Source organism: Serinibacter arcticus, from assembly GCF_003121705.1.
Taxonomy (GTDB): Bacteria; Actinomycetota; Actinomycetes; order Actinomycetales; family Beutenbergiaceae; genus Litorihabitans.
The window spans coordinates 315,863-335,144 of the sequence record NZ_PYHR01000002.1 but is presented as its reverse complement, the minus strand read 5'-3'; the positions used below and the strand labels follow the sequence as shown (position 1 = coordinate 335,144).

At 74.3% G+C, this 19,282-nt stretch carries 21 protein-coding genes; 1 reads left to right on the top strand and 20 read right to left on the bottom strand.

Annotated elements, in window-relative coordinates; genetic code table 11:
• Positions 1-49: 49 nt before the first annotated feature.
• From C8046_RS01635 to hisI, 9 genes are all read right to left on the bottom strand, one after another.
• Entirely contained in the window at positions 50-508 is a 459-nt protein-coding gene (locus tag C8046_RS01635; protein WP_235866028.1) for a DUF2752 domain-containing protein, read from the bottom strand.
• Positions 505-1,089, bottom strand: coding sequence for a DUF4190 domain-containing protein (locus C8046_RS01630; RefSeq protein ID WP_109227985.1), 585 nt, complete (start codon positions 1,087-1,089; stop codon positions 505-507). The genes C8046_RS01635 and C8046_RS01630 overlap by 4 nt, the downstream gene beginning before the upstream one ends.
• A gap of 90 nt (positions 1,090-1,179) precedes the next feature.
• Positions 1,180-1,632, bottom strand: a complete 453-nt coding sequence (locus C8046_RS01625; RefSeq protein WP_109227984.1) for a DUF2752 domain-containing protein — start codon at positions 1,630-1,632, stop codon at positions 1,180-1,182.
• 42 nt (positions 1,633-1,674) lie between these two features.
• The gene (locus tag C8046_RS01620; protein WP_109227983.1) at positions 1,675-2,148 is read right to left on the bottom strand and encodes a CD225/dispanin family protein; all 474 of its coding nucleotides are present in this window, start codon (positions 2,146-2,148) and stop codon (positions 1,675-1,677) included.
• Positions 2,145-2,447, bottom strand: a complete 303-nt coding sequence (locus C8046_RS01615; RefSeq protein ID WP_109227982.1) for an HGxxPAAW family protein — start codon at positions 2,445-2,447, stop codon at positions 2,145-2,147. Before C8046_RS01615 ends, C8046_RS01620 begins: the two co-directional genes overlap by 4 nt.
• A 73-nt stretch (positions 2,448-2,520) precedes the next feature.
• The gene (locus C8046_RS19650) at positions 2,521-2,805 is read right to left on the bottom strand and encodes a Trp biosynthesis-associated membrane protein (RefSeq protein WP_268921353.1); all 285 of its coding nucleotides are present in this window, start codon (positions 2,803-2,805) and stop codon (positions 2,521-2,523) included.
• Positions 2,760-3,161 carry a Trp biosynthesis-associated membrane protein gene (locus C8046_RS19645; RefSeq protein ID WP_158277103.1) on the bottom strand — a complete coding sequence of 134 codons (402 nt, stop codon included), beginning with the start codon at positions 3,159-3,161 and terminating at the stop codon, positions 2,760-2,762. The genes C8046_RS19650 and C8046_RS19645 overlap by 46 nt, the downstream gene beginning before the upstream one ends.
• Positions 3,158-4,708 (bottom strand): anthranilate synthase component I, encoded by a 1,551-nt coding sequence (locus C8046_RS01600; protein WP_109227979.1) that lies wholly within the window; start codon positions 4,706-4,708, stop codon positions 3,158-3,160. Before C8046_RS01600 ends, C8046_RS19645 begins: the two co-directional genes overlap by 4 nt.
• Entirely contained in the window at positions 4,705-5,067 is a 363-nt protein-coding gene (gene hisI, locus C8046_RS01595) for a phosphoribosyl-AMP cyclohydrolase (RefSeq protein WP_109227978.1), read from the bottom strand. Before hisI ends, C8046_RS01600 begins: the two co-directional genes overlap by 4 nt.
• Positions 5,068-5,120: 53 nt before the next feature.
• Between hisI and C8046_RS01590 the strand changes: the two genes are divergently transcribed.
• On the top strand, positions 5,121-5,780 hold the full coding sequence (locus tag C8046_RS01590; protein ID WP_109227977.1) for a TIGR03085 family metal-binding protein: 660 nt from the start codon (positions 5,121-5,123) through the stop codon (positions 5,778-5,780).
• A 29-nt stretch (positions 5,781-5,809) separates the two neighbouring features.
• Here C8046_RS01590 and C8046_RS01585 read toward each other — a convergent pair whose 3' ends face one another.
• The 11 genes from C8046_RS01585 to C8046_RS01535 form a co-directional block, all read right to left on the bottom strand.
• Complete coding sequence (locus C8046_RS01585; RefSeq protein WP_109227976.1) at positions 5,810-7,594, bottom strand: ABC transporter ATP-binding protein; 1,785 nt, start codon at positions 7,592-7,594, stop codon at positions 5,810-5,812.
• A complete protein-coding gene (locus C8046_RS01580; RefSeq protein WP_109227975.1) occupies positions 7,591-9,405 on the bottom strand; it encodes an ABC transporter ATP-binding protein in 1,815 nt (604 codons plus the stop codon). Before C8046_RS01580 ends, C8046_RS01585 begins: the two co-directional genes overlap by 4 nt.
• On the bottom strand, positions 9,402-10,172 hold the full coding sequence (gene hisF, locus C8046_RS01575) for an imidazole glycerol phosphate synthase subunit HisF (protein ID WP_109227974.1): 771 nt from the start codon (positions 10,170-10,172) through the stop codon (positions 9,402-9,404). Before hisF ends, C8046_RS01580 begins: the two co-directional genes overlap by 4 nt.
• A 38-nt stretch (positions 10,173-10,210) precedes the next feature.
• Positions 10,211-11,179, bottom strand: coding sequence for an FKBP-type peptidyl-prolyl cis-trans isomerase (locus tag C8046_RS01570; RefSeq protein ID WP_109227973.1), 969 nt, complete (start codon positions 11,177-11,179; stop codon positions 10,211-10,213).
• Positions 11,176-12,561 (bottom strand): Pup--protein ligase, encoded by a 1,386-nt coding sequence (gene pafA / locus C8046_RS01565; RefSeq protein WP_109227972.1) that lies wholly within the window; start codon positions 12,559-12,561, stop codon positions 11,176-11,178. The genes C8046_RS01570 and pafA overlap by 4 nt, the downstream gene beginning before the upstream one ends.
• Positions 12,554-13,267, bottom strand: a complete 714-nt coding sequence (gene prcA, locus C8046_RS01560) for a proteasome subunit alpha (RefSeq protein WP_109227971.1) — start codon at positions 13,265-13,267, stop codon at positions 12,554-12,556. Before prcA ends, pafA begins: the two co-directional genes overlap by 8 nt.
• A gap of 4 nt (positions 13,268-13,271) precedes the next feature.
• The gene (gene prcB / locus C8046_RS01555) at positions 13,272-14,105 is read right to left on the bottom strand and encodes a proteasome subunit beta (RefSeq protein ID WP_235866027.1); all 834 of its coding nucleotides are present in this window, start codon (positions 14,103-14,105) and stop codon (positions 13,272-13,274) included.
• Positions 14,102-14,290, bottom strand: coding sequence for a ubiquitin-like protein Pup (locus tag C8046_RS01550; RefSeq protein ID WP_109227970.1), 189 nt, complete (start codon positions 14,288-14,290; stop codon positions 14,102-14,104). The genes prcB and C8046_RS01550 overlap by 4 nt, the downstream gene beginning before the upstream one ends.
• Before the next feature lie 57 nt (positions 14,291-14,347).
• A complete protein-coding gene (gene dop, locus C8046_RS01545; RefSeq protein WP_199224363.1) occupies positions 14,348-16,420 on the bottom strand; it encodes a depupylase/deamidase Dop in 2,073 nt (690 codons plus the stop codon).
• Between the two features lie 92 nt (positions 16,421-16,512).
• Positions 16,513-18,138, bottom strand: coding sequence for a proteasome ATPase (gene arc, locus C8046_RS01540; protein ID WP_109227969.1), 1,626 nt, complete (start codon positions 18,136-18,138; stop codon positions 16,513-16,515).
• Between the two features lie 37 nt (positions 18,139-18,175).
• Complete coding sequence (locus tag C8046_RS01535) at positions 18,176-19,261, bottom strand: tRNA (adenine-N1)-methyltransferase (protein WP_109230658.1); 1,086 nt, start codon at positions 19,259-19,261, stop codon at positions 18,176-18,178.
• Between the last annotated feature and the right edge of the window lie 21 nt (positions 19,262-19,282).

The following is a 19,282-nucleotide window of genomic DNA, read 5'->3' as shown; positions in this document are numbered from 1 at the left end:
GGGCTCCAGGGTAGGCCCCGCAGCGACGGTGCGGCACCAGCGGACCACCTCACGGGACGGCGAGCGGGCCGAGGTACGGGCTCAGCGCGGGGACGTTGCGCAGCACCCAGAACACGACGACGGCGGCGCCCGAGAGCCAGGCGAGCCAGCTCGGTGGGGTCCACGGGGCGCGACCGGCCGCGGCGTCCCACCCCCAGCGGATCAGGAGCGCGAGCACGAGCGGCGCCCCGACGACCACCAGCGGGTTGAACGCCCACGCCGAGGCGACGTCGCCGTGCACCAGCTCGTAGGTGCCGCGCAGCCCGCCGCACCCGGGGCACGCGAGGCCGAGCAGCACGCTCGGGCACACGCCGTAGCTGCCGGAGGAGTGCGGCGTGCGCACCACGAGGACCGTCACCGCGGCGGCGATCGTGGCGGCCACCGTCGCCGGCAGGCGCCACGACGCCCCGGTGGCCGCCGCCGGCGACGTCGTGGCCGCCACCGTGCGGCCGCCGGGGCCCGTCGTCACAGGTCCTCGAGGCCTTCCAGCGGGTTGAAGCCCGTCGCCTGCGCCCAGACGAGGTAGGCCACCCACGCCACCAGGGCGACGATCGAGATGACGAACCCGGCCTGCGCGAGGCCGCCGTTGCTGGCCCGCCCCTCGGCGACCGCCTTGCGGGCCTGGATGCCCAGGATGAGGCCGCCGATCGACGCCGGCCCGCAGCAGAAGCCGAGGATGCCGAGGACGAGCGCCCAGACCCCGAGCGAGTTCTTGGCCGTCGGGTTCCCACCGTTCGCCGCCCCGTACGGCGCCGGGGCGCCGAACGGCTGCTGGCCGCCGTACGGGTTCTGGCCGCCGTAGGGGTTCTGGTCGGCCGGCTGCTGGCCGCCGTAGGGGTTGGACGACGGGGAGCCGTAGGGGTTGGGCTGCTGGCCCGCCGCCGGCCACGCCCCGGGCTGGGCCGGCGGGACGGGGGGCGTCTGACCCTCGGGCAGGCGGGCGCCGAAGCGCGGCTCCTCGGAGGGTCCCGGGGGCTGCTGGCCCTCCGGCAGTCGCTGGCCGTAACGGGGCTCGTCGTCGGACGCGGGCGGCTGTGGGGGGAAGGACACGGGCTCTCCTGGGGTCGAGGTGGTGGCACGAGCGTAAGGCTCGCGGCGATGCTCGCAGGGGCCCGGCGCGCGCGACGGCGTCGCCCCGGCTCAGCCGACGCCGAGGGGACCGAGGAACGGGGTGAGCACGGGGACGTTGCGGGCGACGCCGTAGGCGAGCACCCCGGCCGCGAACGTCAGCAGCAGCCAGGCGGGCGCGACGCGCGTCCGCTCCCGGCCGCGCACGAGGCGCACGACCCACGCGACCCAGATGCCCGCGAGCAGCACGACGGCCAGCACCGCCAGGGGGTTGTAGGCCCACATCGCCGCCACGTCACCCTGGGTGAGGTGGTACAGGGCCCTCATGGACCCGCACCCCGGGCAGGCCAGCCCCGTCAGCGACAGGAACGGGCAGGTCGGGTAGTGGCCCGGGGTGAGCGGGTCGCGCACGGCGAGGACGGTCAGGGCCGCCCCGGCGGCGACGAGGACCGCCCCCGGACGCAGGAACGACGCAGGGCGGGACCGCGCCGTGCGCGGTCCCGCCCGGTCAGCGGTGGTCGTCATGCGGCGGCCGTCGTCAGCGACGCGCGCAACGTGGCGAGGTGGTCAGGAGCTCGCGCCCTGGGAGGCGAACACGACGATGCCGGCGATCACACCGAGCACCGCCGAGACGATGGCCCACGTGCGGGCGTTCGCGGCGGAGCGCTGGGCGCCCGCGGCGTCACCCATGGCCCACTTCGAGTTCACCTGCGCGGCGAAGACGATCGAGACGACGCCGGCCGGCAGGCAGCACAGGACGGTCGTGAGGATGGCCCACACCAGGTTGTTGGCCGGCGGCGTGCCGACGGGGCCGCTCGCGTAGGCCGAGCTGTACGGCGAGTACGGCGCCGCGGGCGGGGGCGGCGGCGTCCCGAACGGGTTGGAGTCGCTCGGCGGGATGCCGTACGGGTCCGACGGCGGCGTGCCGTAGGAGTCCCCGGGGTTCCCGGTGGGGCCCGACTGGCCGTACTGGGGACTGCCGTAGGACGGCGGGGTCTCCTCGGGCTCGTCGCCCGGACGCGGCGGCGGCAGGTAGCTCATGCGTCGGCCTTCTTCTCGCCCTTGGCGTCACCGTGGGCGACGAGAACCGGCTGGGGCTGGCCGTGCCCCGCGGCGCGGAACGCCCCACCGGCGACGAGCGTCGCGGCACAGACGATCGAACCCGCGATCACGAGCGGCATGATCGCGGCGATCATGCCGACCCCGAGGATCGTCGACCCGATGATGAGGCCCCAGCACACCAGCCATCCGGCGACCGTCTTGCCCTCGTTGTGGAACGGGGAGGCGGGGGGCAGCTTGTCGCCTGCCGGCGAGATGAGAATCAGCTGGCGCTCGGCCACGGGTCCTCCAGGGTCGGGCGGATCGGATCCGCGAGGAAAGTCAGAACCATCGTAGTGGGATCTCCGGCCGCGATCAGCGACTGGGGTCCTCACCGCGCGTCAGCGCGTCCCAGTCGTCGACCGGGGCGAGGGGGGACGGCTCGCCGACTCCGCCGTCGGCCCGGTCGGCGCCGTCGGCCGCCGTGGACGTCGGCGAGCCGGTCGCCGCGCCGGGCGCGGCGGACGGGGCGACCGCTGCGGCGGGGCGTCGCTCGTAGCGACTCGGCCCCGCCACCGCGGGCCGGACCAGCGTGAGCGCGAGACCGGCCAGCGTCAGCGCGACGGCGACGGCGGTGCACACCCAGCCCCAGGGCGCCACGGCGACCTCGCCGGCCAGCTCCGGCACCCCGGAGACCTCGGCGGCGAGCCGCTGCAGGGGGCGGCCGGGTCCTGGAGCGCGACGACGCACGAGGCCACGACCGCGGCGCCCGCCACGGTGAGCACGCCCGCGACGATCCGGGCCAGCACGCCGCGCGCCAGGAGGTAGGCCACCACCCCGGCGCCGACGACGAGCAGGAGCGCCCCGATCACGGGCGACGCGCCGGTCCCGGCGATCGAGATCGTCTCCTCCCCCGAGACCTGCACGACCGTGGCGCTGAACCACGGCAGCGAGGCGAGGCCGAACGTCGCCGCCGCGAGGACGACCACGGCGCCCAGGGCGCGCCCGCGGGTCACCGCCGTGCCCCGAGACCGACGGCGAGCTGCACCGCGCGCACGACGGCGGCGGCCTTGGTCACGCACTCGGCGTGCTCGGCGCTGGGGCGCGAGTCCGCGACGATCCCGGCCCCGGCCTGCACGTGGGCCGTTCCGTCCTTGATCACGGCCGTGCGGATGGCGATCGCCATGTCGAGGTTGCCCGCCAGGTCGAGGTAGCCGACGGTCCCGCCGTAGACACCCCGGCGCGCCGGCTCGAGCTCGTCGATGATGGCGACCGCCCGCGGCTTGGGGGCCCCGCTGAGCGTGCCGGCGGGGAACGTCGCGGTGAGGGCGTCCAGCGCCGTCGCCCCCGGGCGCAGCGTGCCGGTCACCGTGGAGCAGATGTGCATGATGTGGCTGAAGCGGCGCACGTCCATGAACTCGCTGACGCGCACGGTGGCGGGATCGGCGATCTTGGACAGGTCGTTGCGACCGAGGTCGACGAGCATGAGGTGCTCGGCGCGCTCCTTGGCGTCGCCCAGCAGCTCGGCCTCGAGCTCGGCGTCCTGGACCCGGTCCTTGCCGCGCGGCCGCGAGCCGGCGATCGGGTAGGTCATGACGTCGGTGCCGTGCACCTGGGCGAGCGTCTCGGGGCTCGAGCCGACGACCGCGAACTCGCCGCCGTCGGCGTCGGTGAGGTGGACGCAGTACATGTACGGACTCGGGTTGAGCGCGCGCAGGGTGCGGTAGACGTCGATCGCCGGCGCGGGGCAGTCGAGGTCGAAGCGCTGCGACAGCACGATCTGGAACGCCTCGCCGTCGCGGATCCGCTCCTTGGCGACGAGGACGGCCGCCTCGTACTCCTCGGGCGTGGTGCGGGCGCGGACCAGGGGCGGCTCGGCGTCGCCGAGCGAGGCCGATCCGGTGACCACGGGCGTCGCCAGGTCGCGCTCCATCGCGTCCAGCCGCGCCGTCGCGGCCGCGTGGGCCTCGTCGACGCGCTCGTCGGAGCCGTCACCGTTGATCGCGTTGGCGATCAGCCAGACGACGCCGTCGTGGTGGTCGACGACGACGAGGTCCTCGACCAGGCAGAGCGCGACGTCGGGCACGTCGACCTCGACCACGGACGTCGGTCGCAGCGTCGGCTCCCAGTAGGCGATCGCGTCCCAGCCGATGGCGCCGACGAACCCGCTCGTCAGGGGCGGCAGACCCTCGACGGGATCGGTGGCGAGCTGGCGCAGCGCGTCGGCCAGCACCTCCAGCGGGTCACCCTCGGTGCGGAGGCCCGCGGGGACGTCACCGGTCCACACCGCCCGGCCGTCGCGGGAGGTGAGCGTCGCCCGCGAGCGGACCCCGATGAAGGAGTACCGGTCCCACGTGCCGTCCGCCGCGGCGGACTCGAGGATGAAGGTGCCGGGGCGGGCCTGGGCCAGCGCGCGGTACACGCCCACGGGGGTGAGGGCGTCGGCCAGCAGCCGGCGCACGACCGGGACGACGCGGTGCGACGTCGCCACGTGGCGGAACTCGGCCGCCGAGGGCCAGGTCTCGCCCCACGCCAGGGCGTCGGGCAGCGCCAGGCCGCTCATGCCGCGCTGCCGACGACGGCGGGCAGCTCGCCGCCGCTGAGGAAGCAGGTGCGCTCCCCCGTGTGGCACGCGGCGCCCACCTGCTCGACGCGCACGAGCAGCGCGTCGCCGTCGCAGTCGATCGCCACGGAGCGCACGTGCTGCGTGTGGCCCGAGGTGTCGCCCTTGCGCCAGTACTCGCGCCGGGACCGGCTCCAGAACGTCACGCGGCCCGAGGTGAGGGTGCGGTGCAGCGCCTCGTCGTCCATCCAGCCGAGCATGAGGACGTCCCCCGAGGCGTCGTCCTGGACGATCGCGGCGACCAGTCCGCTGGGGTCCCGGGTCAGTCGGGCGGCGATGGTGGGGTCGAGGCTGCTCACTCCGCCATCCTTCCACGCTCGCCCCCCGGCCCCGGGCGAGGCAGGATCGAGGGATGGACATCATCGACGACCTGCGCACCGGACCCCGGGCCGACCTCGTGGCCGCCCTCCGGGCCGCACGGCCCACCGACCCGACGCTCTGCGAGGGCTGGGAGGCGCGGCACCTCGCGGCTCACGTGGTCCTGCGCGAGCGGCGCCCGGTGCACGTCGCGATCGCGATGGCGCGCGGGGTCGACCCGACGGCGGAGCTCGCTGACACCGCGACCGACGCCGAGGGCTACGCGCGCCTGGTCGACCAGGTCGCGGAGGGACCCTCCGCGCTCAGCCCGATCGGCTGGTCGGCCCTGGCGAACGTCTCCGAGATGCTCATCCACGCCGAGGACGTGCGCCGCGGCGCGGAGCTGCCGAACGCGCCCCGCGAGCTGCCCGAGCGGCTGGGCGCCAGCGTGTGGTCGCAGGTGCGTGCGCTCGCGCGGCTCCGGTACGCCCGGTCGGCGTCCCGGGGCGGCGCCGGCGTCGTGCTCGTCACGCCGCAGGCGCGCGCCGTCGTGGCGCGCGGCGACGCGAGCGTCGTCCTCACGGGCACGGCGCTGGAGCTGACGCTGTGGCTCTCGGGGCGCGAGCGCGCGTCGCTGGTGAAGGTGACGGGCCCGGATGCCGCCGTCGCCGACTTCCTGGCGGCGCACACTGACCTGCCGCCCACGCTGGGCTGAGCGCGGGCCGGCGCGGCCCGGCCGGGTGCTCAGCTCGTCGAGGCGAGCCAGGAGGCGAACATCGCGGCGTAGTGGCCGTCGCGGTCGAGCAGCTCGTCGTGGCTGCCGACCTCGACCACCTCGCCGTCGCTCACGACGACCACGAGGTCGGACTGCGCGGCGGTCGAGAGCCGGTGGGCGATCGTGATCGACGTGCGCCCCGACATCGCCCGCGTCAGCGCGCGCGCCGTGCGGAGCTCCGTGGCGGGGTCGACGGCGGAGGTCGCCTCGTCCAGGACGAGGAGGTCAGCGCCCACCACCTGCGTGCGCAGCAGCGCGACGAGCTGTCGCTCCCCCGCCGACAGCGACTCCCCGCGCTGACCCACCGGCGTGTCGAGCCCCAGCGGCAGCGAGGCGACCCAGTCGGTGAGCTCGAGCTCGGCCACGGCCGCCTCGACGCGGGCGCGAGCCTGCGGCGCCTCCGGGTTGGCGAGGCCGTACGCGACGTTGCCGGCCACCGTCGTGTCGAACAGGAAGCCCTCCTGGGCGAGCGTGACGACGCGGCGTCGGAGATCGGCGTCCGCGACCTCGCGCAGGTCGACCCCGCCCACGAGGACCCGGCCGGCGCCGGGGTCGGTGAAGCGCGTGACGAGCCGGGCGATCGTCGTCTTGCCCGACCCCGTCCGTCCGACGACGGCGACCCGCGTCGTCGGCGGGACCTCCAGCGTGATGCCGCGCAGCACCGGAGGACCGCCCGGATAGGCGAACGTGACGTCCTCGAGCCGGACGCCGAGCGGTCCGTCAGGGAGGCGAACCGGCGTGGCCGGCTGCACGACGTCGACGGGCGTCTCGAGCAGCGAGAGCACGCGGCGCCACCCGGCGACGGCGTTCTGGAGCTCGTTGAGCACCTCGGTCGCGTTCTGCACGGGGCCGACGAAGAGCTGGACGAGGAACAGGACCGCGAGCAGGTCGCCGACGGAGATGTCGCCCGCGATGCCGAGGAACGAGCCGGCCACCACGACGGCCGACAGCGCCAGTCCCGAGAGCAGCACCCCCGTGGAGAACGCCGCGGCCGCGAGGGTCTGGGCCCGCACGGCGGAGTTGCGGTGCTCGCGCACGGCCTGGTCCAGGCGCGACTGCGTCCGCACGCCGATGCCGTAGGCCCGGATCGTGTGCGCGCCGACGACCGACTCCGAGACGGCCGCGAGCATCGAGCCCACCTTGACGCGGACGGTGAGGTAGGCGGCGTTCAGGGCCTTCTGGGCGCGCGGGGCGAGCACGGCCATCGGCAGCAGGCAGAGCCACACCAGCAGCGCGAGCTGCCACGAGTAGAACGCCATCGCGACGGTCGCCGCCACGATCTGCAGCGAGGAGAGCACGAGCATGATGCCGCCCCACTGGACGAACATGCTGATGGTGTCGACGTCGCTCGTCACCCGCGAGACGAGGGCGCCGCGGCGCTCGGTGTTCTGCGTGAGGACGGCCAGGTCGTGCACGTGGCGGAACGCGGAGGTGCGCAGCTGCGCCAGACCCGCCTCGGTCGCGGCGAAGAGCCGGGCGTTGCTGATCGCGGCGCACGCCGAGGCGACCAGCAGCACGACGGCGGCCCCGAGGGCGACGTTCACGACCAGGGCGACGTCGGGCCCCCCGGGCGCGAGCACGCCGTCGTCGGTCGCCCGCTGGACGGCGAACGGCACGACGATGCGGCCCGTGGTGGCCAGCGCGGCGAGCCCGAGCGTCAGCCAGATGCCGCGCAGCATCAGCGGCGACTCGCGCACACCGCGGCGGACGGTCGCGATGACGCCGAGCTCGGAGGCGGGAGTGATGCCGCTCATGCCTCGACCTCCCGGCCGCGGTCGCGCTCGTAGGCCTGCAGCAGCGCCGCGAAGCCGGGCGAGGAGACCTGGAGCTCGGCGACCGTGCCGACGGCGACGACGGAGCCGCGCTCGAGGTGGACGACGACGTCGGCGAGCGCGATGGTCGCCGGGCGGTAGGCGGCCATCAGCACGGTGGGCGCGCCCTCGCTCTCGGCCCCCAGGCCCGTGAGGATCTCGCGCTCGACGACGGGGTCGAGCGCGGAGGTCGCGTCGTCCAGCAGGAGCAGGCGGGGCTCGCGGACCAGCGCCCGCGCGATGGCGACCCGCTGCCGCTGCCCGCCGGACAGGCTCGTGCCGCGCTCCCCCAGCATCGTCTCGAGGCCGTCGGGCAGGGCGCGCACGACGTCGTCGACCCGGGCGCGGCGCAGCGCGTCCCACACGACGTCGTCGGTCAGCGCCGCGACGTCCGGGGCGTCGAGCGCCACGTTGCCGCGTACCGAGTCGTCGAAGATGAACGCGTCCTGCGCCGCGTAGGCCACGGTCCGCGAGAGCTCGGCGTAGCTGAGGTGGGAGGCGTCCACGCCGTCGATCACCACCGTCCCGGCGGTCGGGCGCGTGAGCTGGCTGACGACGTCGAGCAGCGTGGACTTGCCCGCACCGGTCGTGCCGACGACAGCCACGCGCGTGCCGGGGGCGACCGAGAGCGTGACGTCGCGCAGCAGCTCGGCCTGGCCGCCCGTGTCCTGGACCACGAGCCCGACGTCGCGCAGCTCGAGGCTCGCCCCGCCGGCCTCGCCCGGCGCCCCGACACTGCCGAGGCGGTCGTGGTCGACCGGGGAGTCCAGGACGCTCGAGATCCGGTCGTGGCCGACCAGCGAGCGCGGCAGCTCGCCGAGGACGAAGCCGATCGCGCGCACCGGGAAGGTCATCACGGTGAGCAGGTAGGCGGCCGTGACGACATCGCCGGGTGCGGCCGCACCGGCGCGCACCTGGGAGGCGCCGACGACGAGCACGAGCAGCGTCGCGGCGGCCGGCACGAGGTCGATCACGGGATCGAACACGGCGCGGATCCGGCCGGCCCGCGTGTTGGCGGCCCGCAGGCGGTCGGTCGCGGCCGCGAAGGCCGTCTCCTCGCGGTCGGACGTGCCGAGCGCCTTGACGACCAGCGCGGCCTCGAAGCTGGCGTGCGCGGCGTCGGCGACCCGGGCACGCTCCTCCTGCGCCTGCTGGACCACCGGCGAGACGGCGCGGCGGTAGACGGCGTTGGCGATGACCACCACGGGCAGCACGGCGATGCCGATGAGCCCGAGCGCCCAGTTGGCGGCCAGCATCGCGCCGCTCGCGGCCAGGAGCATGACCAGGACACCGATGGCGAACGGGAGCGGGACGAACACCCCGGCCGCGGCCTCGACGTCGGAGCTCGCGTGCGCGAGCAGCTGCCCGGTGGGGTGGCGACGGTGCCAGGACATGGGCAGGCGGAGGTAGTGCCGCGTGACCTTGCGGCGGTGGTCGGCCTGCACGTCGTAGGCGACCATGCCGGCGTAGATGCGGCGGAGCGCGACGGCGACGCTGGTGACGAGGGAGACCAGCAGCAGCGCGCCGCCCATGAGCCAGACGTCGCGCGTGGTGACGCCGTCACCGCCGATCGCGGGGACGATCACCTCGTCGGTGGCGCGGCCGAGCAGCCAGCCGGAGGCGACGGTGCCGAGCCCGTAGACGGCGGAGACGACGATCGCGATGGTGGCGGCGCGCTTCTGCTCGCGCAGACCACGCCCGATGAGCGCGAAGGACCGCCGCAGCTCACCTCCGCGCAGGCGGGAGGCGGTCACCGGACCACGTGGCCCGCGCCACGCAGAGCGTCCTTGACCGCGCCGATGCTCAGCGTGCCGAAGTGGAAGACGCTCGCGGCGAGCACGGCGTCGGCGCCGGTGGCCGCCGCGGCGACGAAGTCCTGCGTCGTGCCCGCTCCCCCGCTCGCGACCAGCGGGACGTCGACGGCGGCGCGCACGGCGGTGAGCATCGCGATGTCGAAGCCGTCCTTGGTGCCGTCGGCGTCGATGGAGTTCAGGAGCACCTCGCCGGCGCCGCGGTCGGCCGCCTCGGCGGCCCACGCCACGGCGTCGATGCCGGTGCCGCGACGGCCGCCGTGAGTGGTCACCTCGTAGCCCGAGGCCGTCTCGACGCCGGGCGGGCAGCGCCGGGCGTCGACGGAGACGACGAGCACCTGGTTGCCGAACCGACGCGTGATCTCACCGATGAGCTCCGGGCGCGCGATGGCCGCGGTGTTGACGCCGACCTTGTCGGCGCCGGCGCGCAGCAGCGCCTCGACGTCGCTCGCGCTGCGCACGCCACCGCCGACGGTGAGCGGGACGAAGATCTGCTCCGCGGCGGCGGTGACGGTCTCCAGCGTGGTGGCGCGGCCGGAGGTGGAGGCGCTCACGTCGAGGAAGGTGATCTCGTCGGCGCCCTCGGCGTCGTAGCGACGCGCCAGCTCGACGGGGTCACCGGCGTCGCGCAGACCCGCGAACCTCACGCCCTTGACGACGCGTCCGGCGTCGACGTCCAGGCAGGGCACGACACGCAGAGCAACGGGCATGGTCCAACCCTACGTCCGCCGTCGGTGTGGATCCGGCGCTACTCGGTCGCGGGCGGCGGGTCCGTGGGACGCTCCACGGCGCCGGCCGACTCGGACGGGGTGGGGACGAGCCCCTCCGTCCCCGCCGGGTCCACCGCGATGTCGGCCGTCGCCAGGATGTCGACGACGTAGACGAGGGTGTCGCCCGCCGCTCCGTCCGCCGGCGGGGCGACGACGAGGACCTGGGAGCCGACCGTCTGCTCGAGCAACGCACCGCGCAGCGCCTCGCCGAGGTCGCTCAGGGCGACGGCGCGCGCGCCGCTCCCCCAGGTGGTGTCGACCACGGCGCCGTCGGTCCACCGCACGGCGGTGAGCTGCAGCACGAGCGACTGGTCCGTCGCGACCTGCGGCCCGTCGCCCTTGACGAGCACGGCGAACCGCGCGGAGGTCGGTGCCGGCTCCGCCGGGACCGCGACCGTCGGGGCGCCGGTGTCGTCGAGGGTCACCGTGGGGAACCCGGCCTCGGGCTCGCGGGCCTGCCCGGTCGCGCGAACGGGGAGGACATCCACGACGAGCACGTGCGGGTTGGGGCGGGCGGCGGTCCCCAGCTCGACGCGCTCGATCCGGGTCCCGACCGAGACCCCCTCGAGCAGCTCGTAGAGCGGCGCGCCGAGCGAGTCGACGGTGAGGCTCCGGATCTCGGGCAGCGTCGGGAACGTGTCGGCCACGGTCTCGCCGGTGACGACGTCGAGCGCCACGTAGTCGAGCAGCAGGCCCCCGCCCTCCGCGACGACCGGGCCGTCACCGGGGATGAGGACGGCGGAGCTCGTCTCGGCGACCGTCAGCCCCTCGGGGACCGTGATGGTCGGGCGCACCCCGAAGTCGCCCGCGACCTCGATCGTGGGCTGCGGCGTCTCCGGCACGGGCGCCTCCTCCTGGCAGCCGGCGACCAGGCCGACCACGAGCAGGGCCGCCGTGGCGGCGCCGGCGAGCGACCGCCGTCGGGAACCGCGGGCGAGCCCGATCACGAGCGCATGCTCGCGATCAGACGGTCCACGCGCTCGTCGTGCGAGCGGAACGGGTCGGAGCACAGCACGGTGCGCTGCGCGGCGTCGTTGAGCTTGAGGTGCACCCAGTCGACGGTGTGGTCGCGGCGGGCCTCCTGGGCCGCGCGCACGAACTCGCCGCGCAGTCGGGCACGCGTGGTGGCGGGGGGGCGCTCGGTGGCCTCGACGACCTCATCCTCGGTGGTCACGCGCGTGACGAGCCCCTTCGCCGTCATCGACGCCAGCAGCCCGTCGGTGCGTGAGACGTCGTGGTAGGCGAGCAGGAGTCGCGCGATGCGCGGATCGGTGAGGCCGACGCCCTGGCGCTCCTGGTAGCGCTGGAGGAGCCGCTCCTTGATCGCCCAGTCGAGCTCGGTGTCCACGAGCGCGTGGTTGCCGTCCGCGACGGCGGTGATCCCGCGCTCCCACAGGTCCAGCACCCAGGCGGTGGTCTCGGAGGTGTCATTCGTGGCCGCGACGAACTCCTGGGCGCGGGCGAGCAGCTCGGCCTGGACGTCGATCGCCGTCGTCACGGCGCCGGAGCTGCGCGTGATCGGCGCGCGACCCGTGAGGTCGTGGCTGATGTCGCGGATCGCCCGCACGGGGTTCTCCAGGGCGACGTCGCGCAGGTGCACACCGTTTTCGAGCATCCGCAGGACGAGGTCGGTCGTGCCGAGCTTGAGCATCGTGGTCGGCTCGGCCATGTTCGAGTCGCCGACGATCACGTGCAGCCGGCGGTAGGTGTCGGCGTCCGCGTGCGGCTCGTCGCGCGTGTTGATGATCGGGCGCGAGCGGGTGGTGGCCGAGGAGACGGTCTCCCAGATGTGGTCGGCGCGCTGGGAGAAGCAGAACCGGGCGCCGCGCGGACCGTCGAGCACGTGGCCGGCCCCGGTGAGGATCTGGCGCGTGACGAAGAACGGGATGAGCACGTCGGCCGTCCGCGCGAAGTCGGAGCGACGGCGGATGAGGTAGTTCTCGTGGCAGCCGAAGGAGTTGCCGTGCGAGTCGACGTTGTTGCGCAGGAGGTGCAGCCGGCCGGGCAGACCCTCCGCCGTCATGCGCTGCTGCGCGTCGGTGAGGAGGTCCTCGAGGATGCGCACCCCGGCGGCGTCCTGGATCACCGCCTGCCGGATGTCGTCGCACTCGGCCGTGGCGTACTCGGGGTGGCTGCCGACGTCGAGGTAGAGCCGGGCCCCGTTGCGCAGGAAGACGTTGCTCGAGCGTCCCCACGCCACAACGGTGCGGAACAGGTAGCGCGCCGCCTCGTCCGCCCCCATCGCGCGGCCGTCGGGGGCCGCGCAGGTGATGCCGTACTCGGTCTCGAGCCCGAAGATGCGCCGCGTGGCGACGTCGTGCTCAGCCATCGAGGGCCTCGCCGGCGGGGTGCGTGCCGCGCAGGTGCTGCGACGCGACGAGACGACGGAACGCGCGGCGGCCGCGCGACCGGTCCAGCACGGCTGCCTCGAGCTGGGTGGGGTCGATGGGCACGGTCAGCCCGTCCTCGCGATGCTCGAGCGCGGCCAGCGCGAGGCTGAGCGCCTGCGCCAGGTCCATGCCGGGTTGCCAGGCGTCGGAGACGATCTGGTGGCGGGTCTCCGCCTGACCGCCGATCACGACGTGGTGCGTCTCCTCGGCCAGCGAGCCGTCGAAGGAGAGCCGGTAGATCTGGTCACCGTCGGGGTCGGGTGCGACCTCGGCCACGACGAGCTCGACCTCGTACGGCTTCGCGTCGGCCGTGAAGATCGACCCGAGCGTCTGCGCGTAGGAGTTGGCCAGGCCGTGGACGCTGACGTCCGCGCGGTCGTAGGCGTAGCCGCGCAGGTCGGCGTAGCGGATCCCGGCCACGCGCAGCGACTCGAACTCGTGGTACTTGCCCACGGCGGCGAACGCGATGCGGTCGTAGATCTCGCCGACCTTGTGCAGCGCGCGGGAGGGGTTGTGGGTGGCGAACAGGATGCCGTCGGCGAAGGTCATCACGACGACGGCGCGACCGCGGGCGATGCCCTTGCGCGCGTAGTCGGCCCGGTCCTTCATCACCTGCTCGGGCGAGACGTAGAACGGCATGCTCATGCGGTCACCTCCTCGCCTCTGCGCGCAGCGCCAGGATGCGGCCGACGTGGGTGGCGAGCTCGCCGTCGTCGATCCGTCGGTAGCCGCTCGCATCGATGCGGGCGACGACAGGGAAGATGCCGCGCACGAGGTCGACCCCGCCGGTCGCGGAGTCGTCGTCGGCCGCGTCCAGCAGCGAGGCGACGGCGACCTCGATCGCCTCGGTCTCGGTGAGCGCGGAGTGCCAGAGGTTCTTCAGGCTGCCGCGGGCGAACATCGAGCCGGAGCCGATCGAGTGGAAGTGGCGCTCCTCGTACCGCCCGCCGACGACGTCGTAGGAGTACAGCCGCGCGGCCTGCGTGACGGCGTCGAACCCGCAGAAGAGCGGGATCGCGGCCAGGCCCTGGGTCGCGAGCGGCAGGTTGGCGCGGACGAGGCGCGCGAGCCGGTTGGCCTTGCCCTCGAGCGACAGCGGCGTGCCCTCGAGCTTCTCGTAGTGCTCGAGCTCGAGCTGGAACAGCCTGACGAGGTCGAGGCCGATCCCGGCGGCGCCGGCGATGCCGATCGCCGAGGTGGAGTCGGCCTCGAAGACCTTCTCGATCTCGCGGTGGGCGATGTAGGTGCCCGACGTCGCGCGTCGGTCCCCCGACATCACGACGCCGCCCGGGTAGCTCAGGGCGACGATCGTGGTCGCGTGCGCCTGCTCGAGCTCGCCGCCGCCGGCGTGGCGAGCGGCGAGCAGCTCGGGCGCCACCTCGCCCACGAAGTCGACGAACGAGGACGTCCCGGCGGCGAGGTAGGCGTCAGGCAGCCGCGGCGAGGACGGCGAGCCCAGGGACGCGGCGGGGCCGCGACTCACTGGCCGCCCTTCTGGACGAACCCGCGCACGAAGGACTCGGCGTTGGTCTCCAGGACGTCGTCGATCTCGTCGAGCAGGTCGTCGACCGCCTGGGTCGAGGCGGCGGGGGCGGTGGGGACGGGGGGCGCGCCCTCGCCGTCGCCCTCGGGTCCACGCGGGGTGCTGTGCTGCTGTGACGTCGCCACGGGTACTCCTCCTCGATTGACACCCCGATCCTATGCCGGGCCCGGCCGCACGGCGGGTCAGCGCGCGGCCCCGCCCGGCCCCCACCCTTGAGGGGGTACTTCCTGACCCTCCAGGGGGTACTTGTTGTCCCTCCAGGGGGTACTTGTTGTCCCTCGAGGGGGTCTTTCCGGTCCCTCGAGGGGGTTGTTGCTGTCCTGCCCGGGGGTGATGGGCGTCGTTGGCACGACGGCGATCGCGCGGCTCCGCCGTCGGGAATCGCCCCCGAGTGCGTCCGCAACTATCCCCTCGAGGGACCGGAAGGACCCCCGCGAGCGGCGAGAACTACCCCCACGAGAGGCACGAAGTACCCCCGCAAGAGGCGGGAAGTACCCCCGGGAGCGGCGAGAACTACCCCCACGAGAGGCACGAAGTACCCCCTCGAGGGGCAGGAAGTACCCCCTCGAGGGGCGGCAAGTGCCCCCTGGTGGGGTGGGGTGGCGACGGCGGGGGTGCGGCCAGCGGGGCGGGTCAGCGCGACGCGCGGCCCGGGCCGCCCCGCCGAGCTCTGCCACCAGCGTCGCCGCCGTGGGGTGGCGGTCGAGCAGCGCGCCCATGAGCGCCTGCGTCCCGCGGCGCGGGTCCGGCATCGGCACCCGCACCAGCGTCGGCTCCCCCGGGACGTCGAGCACGACGCCGTCCCACCCGGCCGCGGCCACGGCCTCCGGGTAGCGGCGCAGCGCCTCACCCCGGAACCACGCACGCGTGTCGGTGGGCGGATGCGTGACCGCGCGCTCGACCTCGTCGGGCGGGACGACGGTCGCGACGCCACCGGACGCCCGCAGCCGGGCGCAGATCCCGCGCTCGGGCCGGACGTCGGACCACTGCAGGTCGAGCGCGGCGAGCTTCGCGTGGTCCCACGCGAGGTGGTGCCGCTCCCGCAGCCCCTCCAGCACCCGCAGCTTCGCGAGCCACTCCACCTCGCGCGCCGCGGTGTCGTGGTCGTGCTCGAGCAGGTCCAGGGTGCGCTCCCACGCGGCGAGCACGGCGGCGTCGTCCTCGGTGAGGTCGTCCCCCAGCACCTCGCGCACCCCCGCGGCGTAGTACCGCTGGATCTGCAGCGCCGTGAGCGGGACGCCGTCGCCAGCGGTGTCGAGCTCGGCCGTGAGCGACAGGTCCCGACTGACGGTCTGCACCGAGGCGACCGGATCGGCCAGGTGCGCGGCCTCCCACGACAGCGGGATCTGCGCCCCGCGCTGGGCGGCTTCGAGCACGCTGAGCACGAGCGAGGTCGTGCCGAGCTTGAGGTAGGTCGCCGTCTCGAAGCAGTTGGCGTCGCCGATGATCACGTGCAGCCGGCGGAACCGCCCGGGATCGGCGTGCGGCTCGTCGCGCGTGTTGATGATCGGACGACGCAGCGTCGTCTCGAGCCCGACCTCCGCCTCCATGTAGTCGGCGCGCTGGGAGAGCTGGAAGCCCGGAATCTCGCCGGAGACCCCGAGCCCCACGCGGCCGGACCCGACCATGATCGTCCGCGTCACGAGGAACGCCGTGAGGTAGTCGACGATGTCGCCGAACGGCACGGCCCGGTCCACGAGGTAGTTCTCGTGGGTGCCGTAGCTGGCACCCTTGCCGTCGACGTTGTTCTTGTAGAGATGGACGTCCGGCGTGTGCGGCGACGCCGCGAGCGTCCGCACCGCCTCGAGCATCACCCGCTCGCCAGCCCGGTCCCACGCGACGGCGTCCCGCGCGGTGAGGACCTCGGGGCTGGAGTACTCCGGGTGGGCGTGGTCGACGTACAGGCGCGCGCCGTTCGTCAGCAGCACGTTGGTCGCGGCGGGGTCGTCGCGCTCGGGTGAGACCGGACGCCGCCGCCGGGTGAGCGTCACGCGCAGGGGCGCGTCGCCGTCGTCGTCCGGCTCCGGCTCGTCGGAGCGCCCGACGTCGGTCAGCTGGCTCGGGTGGGCCGCGGCCCTGTCGATCCGCCAGCCCCGCGCGTCCGACAGCGGGTCCTCGCTCTCGTAGCTCCAGCGGGTCCGCCCCGGACGGGGCACCGCCTGGGCGTAGGCGGCCACGACGAGCGCCGACAGCGCCATCGGGTTCTGCCTCGCCCCCTCGCCGCCGAGGATCCCGTACTCCGTCTCGATTCCCATCACGCGCACCGAACCAGCCTAGGCGGCTCGGCGCGCGTGGTCCCCGGCCGGGTCTGCCGGCTCGGCCGGCGACCCGCCCGAGGGTGACCGACCTACAGGTACTGCCCGGGGTCGGACAGCGTCTCGACGGTGCGGGCCACCGGACCCGGCGCCGTCCCCGCCCCCTTCGGCGCGACGATCGTGCGGATGAACACGATGCGCTCACCCTTGCGGCCGGACACGCGCGCCCAGTCGTCGGGGTTGGTGGTGTTGGGCAGGTCCTCGTTCTCGTGGAACTCGAGCGCCACCGCCTCGAGGAGGTGCCCCACGCTGATCCCGCGCGGCTGGCCCGACAGCAGCGCCTTGATCGCCGCCTTCTTGGCGCGATCCACGATGTTGCGGATCATCGCGCCCGAGGCGAAGTCCTTGAAGAACAGCACCTCGCGGTCGCCGCTGGCGTAGGTGACCTCGAGGAACTCGTTCTCCTTGCCGAGCGAGTACATCCGCTCGACGGCGGCGTCGATCATCGCGGCGACGGTGCGCTCGCGGTCGCCGTCGTGCTGGGCGACGTCGTCCGGGTGGAGCGGCAGGTCGCTGCGCAGGTACTTGGGGAAGATGTCGCGCGCGGCCTCGGCGTCCGGACGCTCGACCTTGATCTTCACGTCGAGGCGACCGGGCCGCAGGATGGCCGGGTCGATCATGTCCTCGCGGTTCGAGGCCCCGATGACGATGACGTTGTCGAGGCGCTCGACGCCGTCGATCTCCGCCAGCAGCTGCGGCACGACGGTCGTCTCGGTGTCGGAGGAGATGCCCGTGCCGCGGGTGCGGAACAGCGACTCCATCTCGTCGAAGAAGACCACGACCGGCACACCCTGCTCGGCGCGCTCGCGCGCCCGGGCGAAGATGAGCCGGATGTGGCGCTCCGTCTCGCCGACGAACTTGTTCAGCAGCTCCGGGCCCTTGACGTTGAGGAACGAGCTGCGCACGGCCTCCTGGCCGGCCGCCGCGCCCACCGTGCGGGCGAGCGACGCGGCCACGGCCTTGGCGATGAGCGTCTTGCCGCAGCCGGGCGGGCCGTAGAGCAGCAGGCCCTTGGGCGGGGTCAGGCCGTGCTCGCGGAACAGCTCGGGGTGACCGAACGGGAGCTCGACGGCGTCGCGGATCGCCTCGATCTGGTCGGCCAGCCCGCCGATGTCCTCGAACTCGACGTCGGGGATCTCCTCCAGCACGAGCTCCTCGACCTCCGAGCGCGGGATGTGCTCGTGCACGAAGCCGCTGCGCGGGTCGATCGTCAGCGCGTCGCCGACGCGCACCCGCTCCTGCGAGAGCTGGCCGGCGAGCCGCACGACGCGCTCCTCGTCGGCCCGACCCACCACGAGGGCGCGGTCGGTGCCGATGAGCTCCTTGACGGTGACGACCTCGCCGACGCGCTCGTAGCCGCCGACCTCGACCAGCGCCATCGTCTCGTTGAGCTGGACCTCCTGGCCCGGCCCGACCGCGGCGAGATCCACGAGCGGCGAGACCGGCACGCGCATCTTGCGCCCGGTGGCCATCACGTCGGCCGTGCCGTCGCTCTGGGCGGCCAGGAAGGTCGCGTAGGTGGCGGGCGGTCGCGTCAGCTGCTCGACCTGCTCCTTCAGCTCGGCGAGCTCCTGACGAGCCTTGATGAGGACGGCGGTGAGCCGCTCGTTCTTCTGGGCGAGTGAGGCGGCCTCGCGGCGCGCGTCGTCGTCGGTCACTGCGAGCTCCTCAGCTCAGGCGGGTGGTGGTCCCAGGTTAGGCGCGCGGTGCGGGTTCGGGGTTCCCGGTCTCGTCCGCGTGACGCTCGTCGCCGGCGTCCTCCTCGGCGTCCCGGCCACCGGCCGCCGCCTCGCGCAGCGCCTCGGCGTGCCGTCCGGCGCGGCGCGCCTTCTTCCCGGTGATGCCGCGCTCCCCCAGGTCCTCCGGGGTCCAGTCGTCACCGATCTGGACGCGGGCCGCGTCGCGCGCCAGCGCCTCGAGGGCCTCGGCGTCCTCGGTGGCCGTCGACTTCGCGGGGCGACGACGGCGCAGCGGCGCCTCGACGCCCGGCGCCATGCGGCGCGTCGTGACGAGGAAGCCGGTGTGCGCCACCATGCGGTGCGACGGCCGGACCGCCAGCCCCTCGAGGTGCCACTCGCGCAGCATCGTCTCGGACGCGAGCGGCTCGGTGAAGCGGCCGTCGGCCTTGAGGTCCTCGGCGAACCGGGACAGCTGCGTGGTGGTCGCGACGTAGGCGAGCAGAACACCGCCGGGTGCGAGCGCGTCGGCCGCGACCTCGATGTTCTCCCACGGCGCGAGCATGTCGAGCACGATCCGGTCGACGCTGCCGGCCTCGCGCGCGGTCGGCAGGACGTCGGCGAGGTCGCCCACCTCCAGCTCCCACGCCGGGTGGCTGCTGCCGAAGAACGCCTCGACGTTGCCGGTCGCGATGACCGCGAAGTCCTCGCGGCGCTCGATCGACAGCAGCGAGCCGGCGTCGCCGACGGCGCGCAGCAGCGACATCGTCAGCGCGCCCGAGCCCACGCCGGCCTCGACCACACGGGCGCCCGGGTAGATGTCCGCCATCGAGATGATCTGCGCGGAGTCCTTGGGGTAGATGACCGCGGCGCCGCGCGGCATCGACAGCACGTGGTCGGACAGCAGCGGGCGGAGCGCGAGGTAGGCCACGCCGGCCGACGTCTCCACGACCGTGCCCTCGCTCGCCCCGATGAGGTCGGTGTGGCGGAAGTAGCCGCGGTGCGTCTGGAACGAACCGTCAGCGCGCAGGGTGATGGTGGAGGGCTTGCCGCGCGGATCGGTGATCTGCACGCGGTCGCCCTCCCGGAAGGGTCCGCGACGCATCTCGGCGCCGGTGGGGAGTTC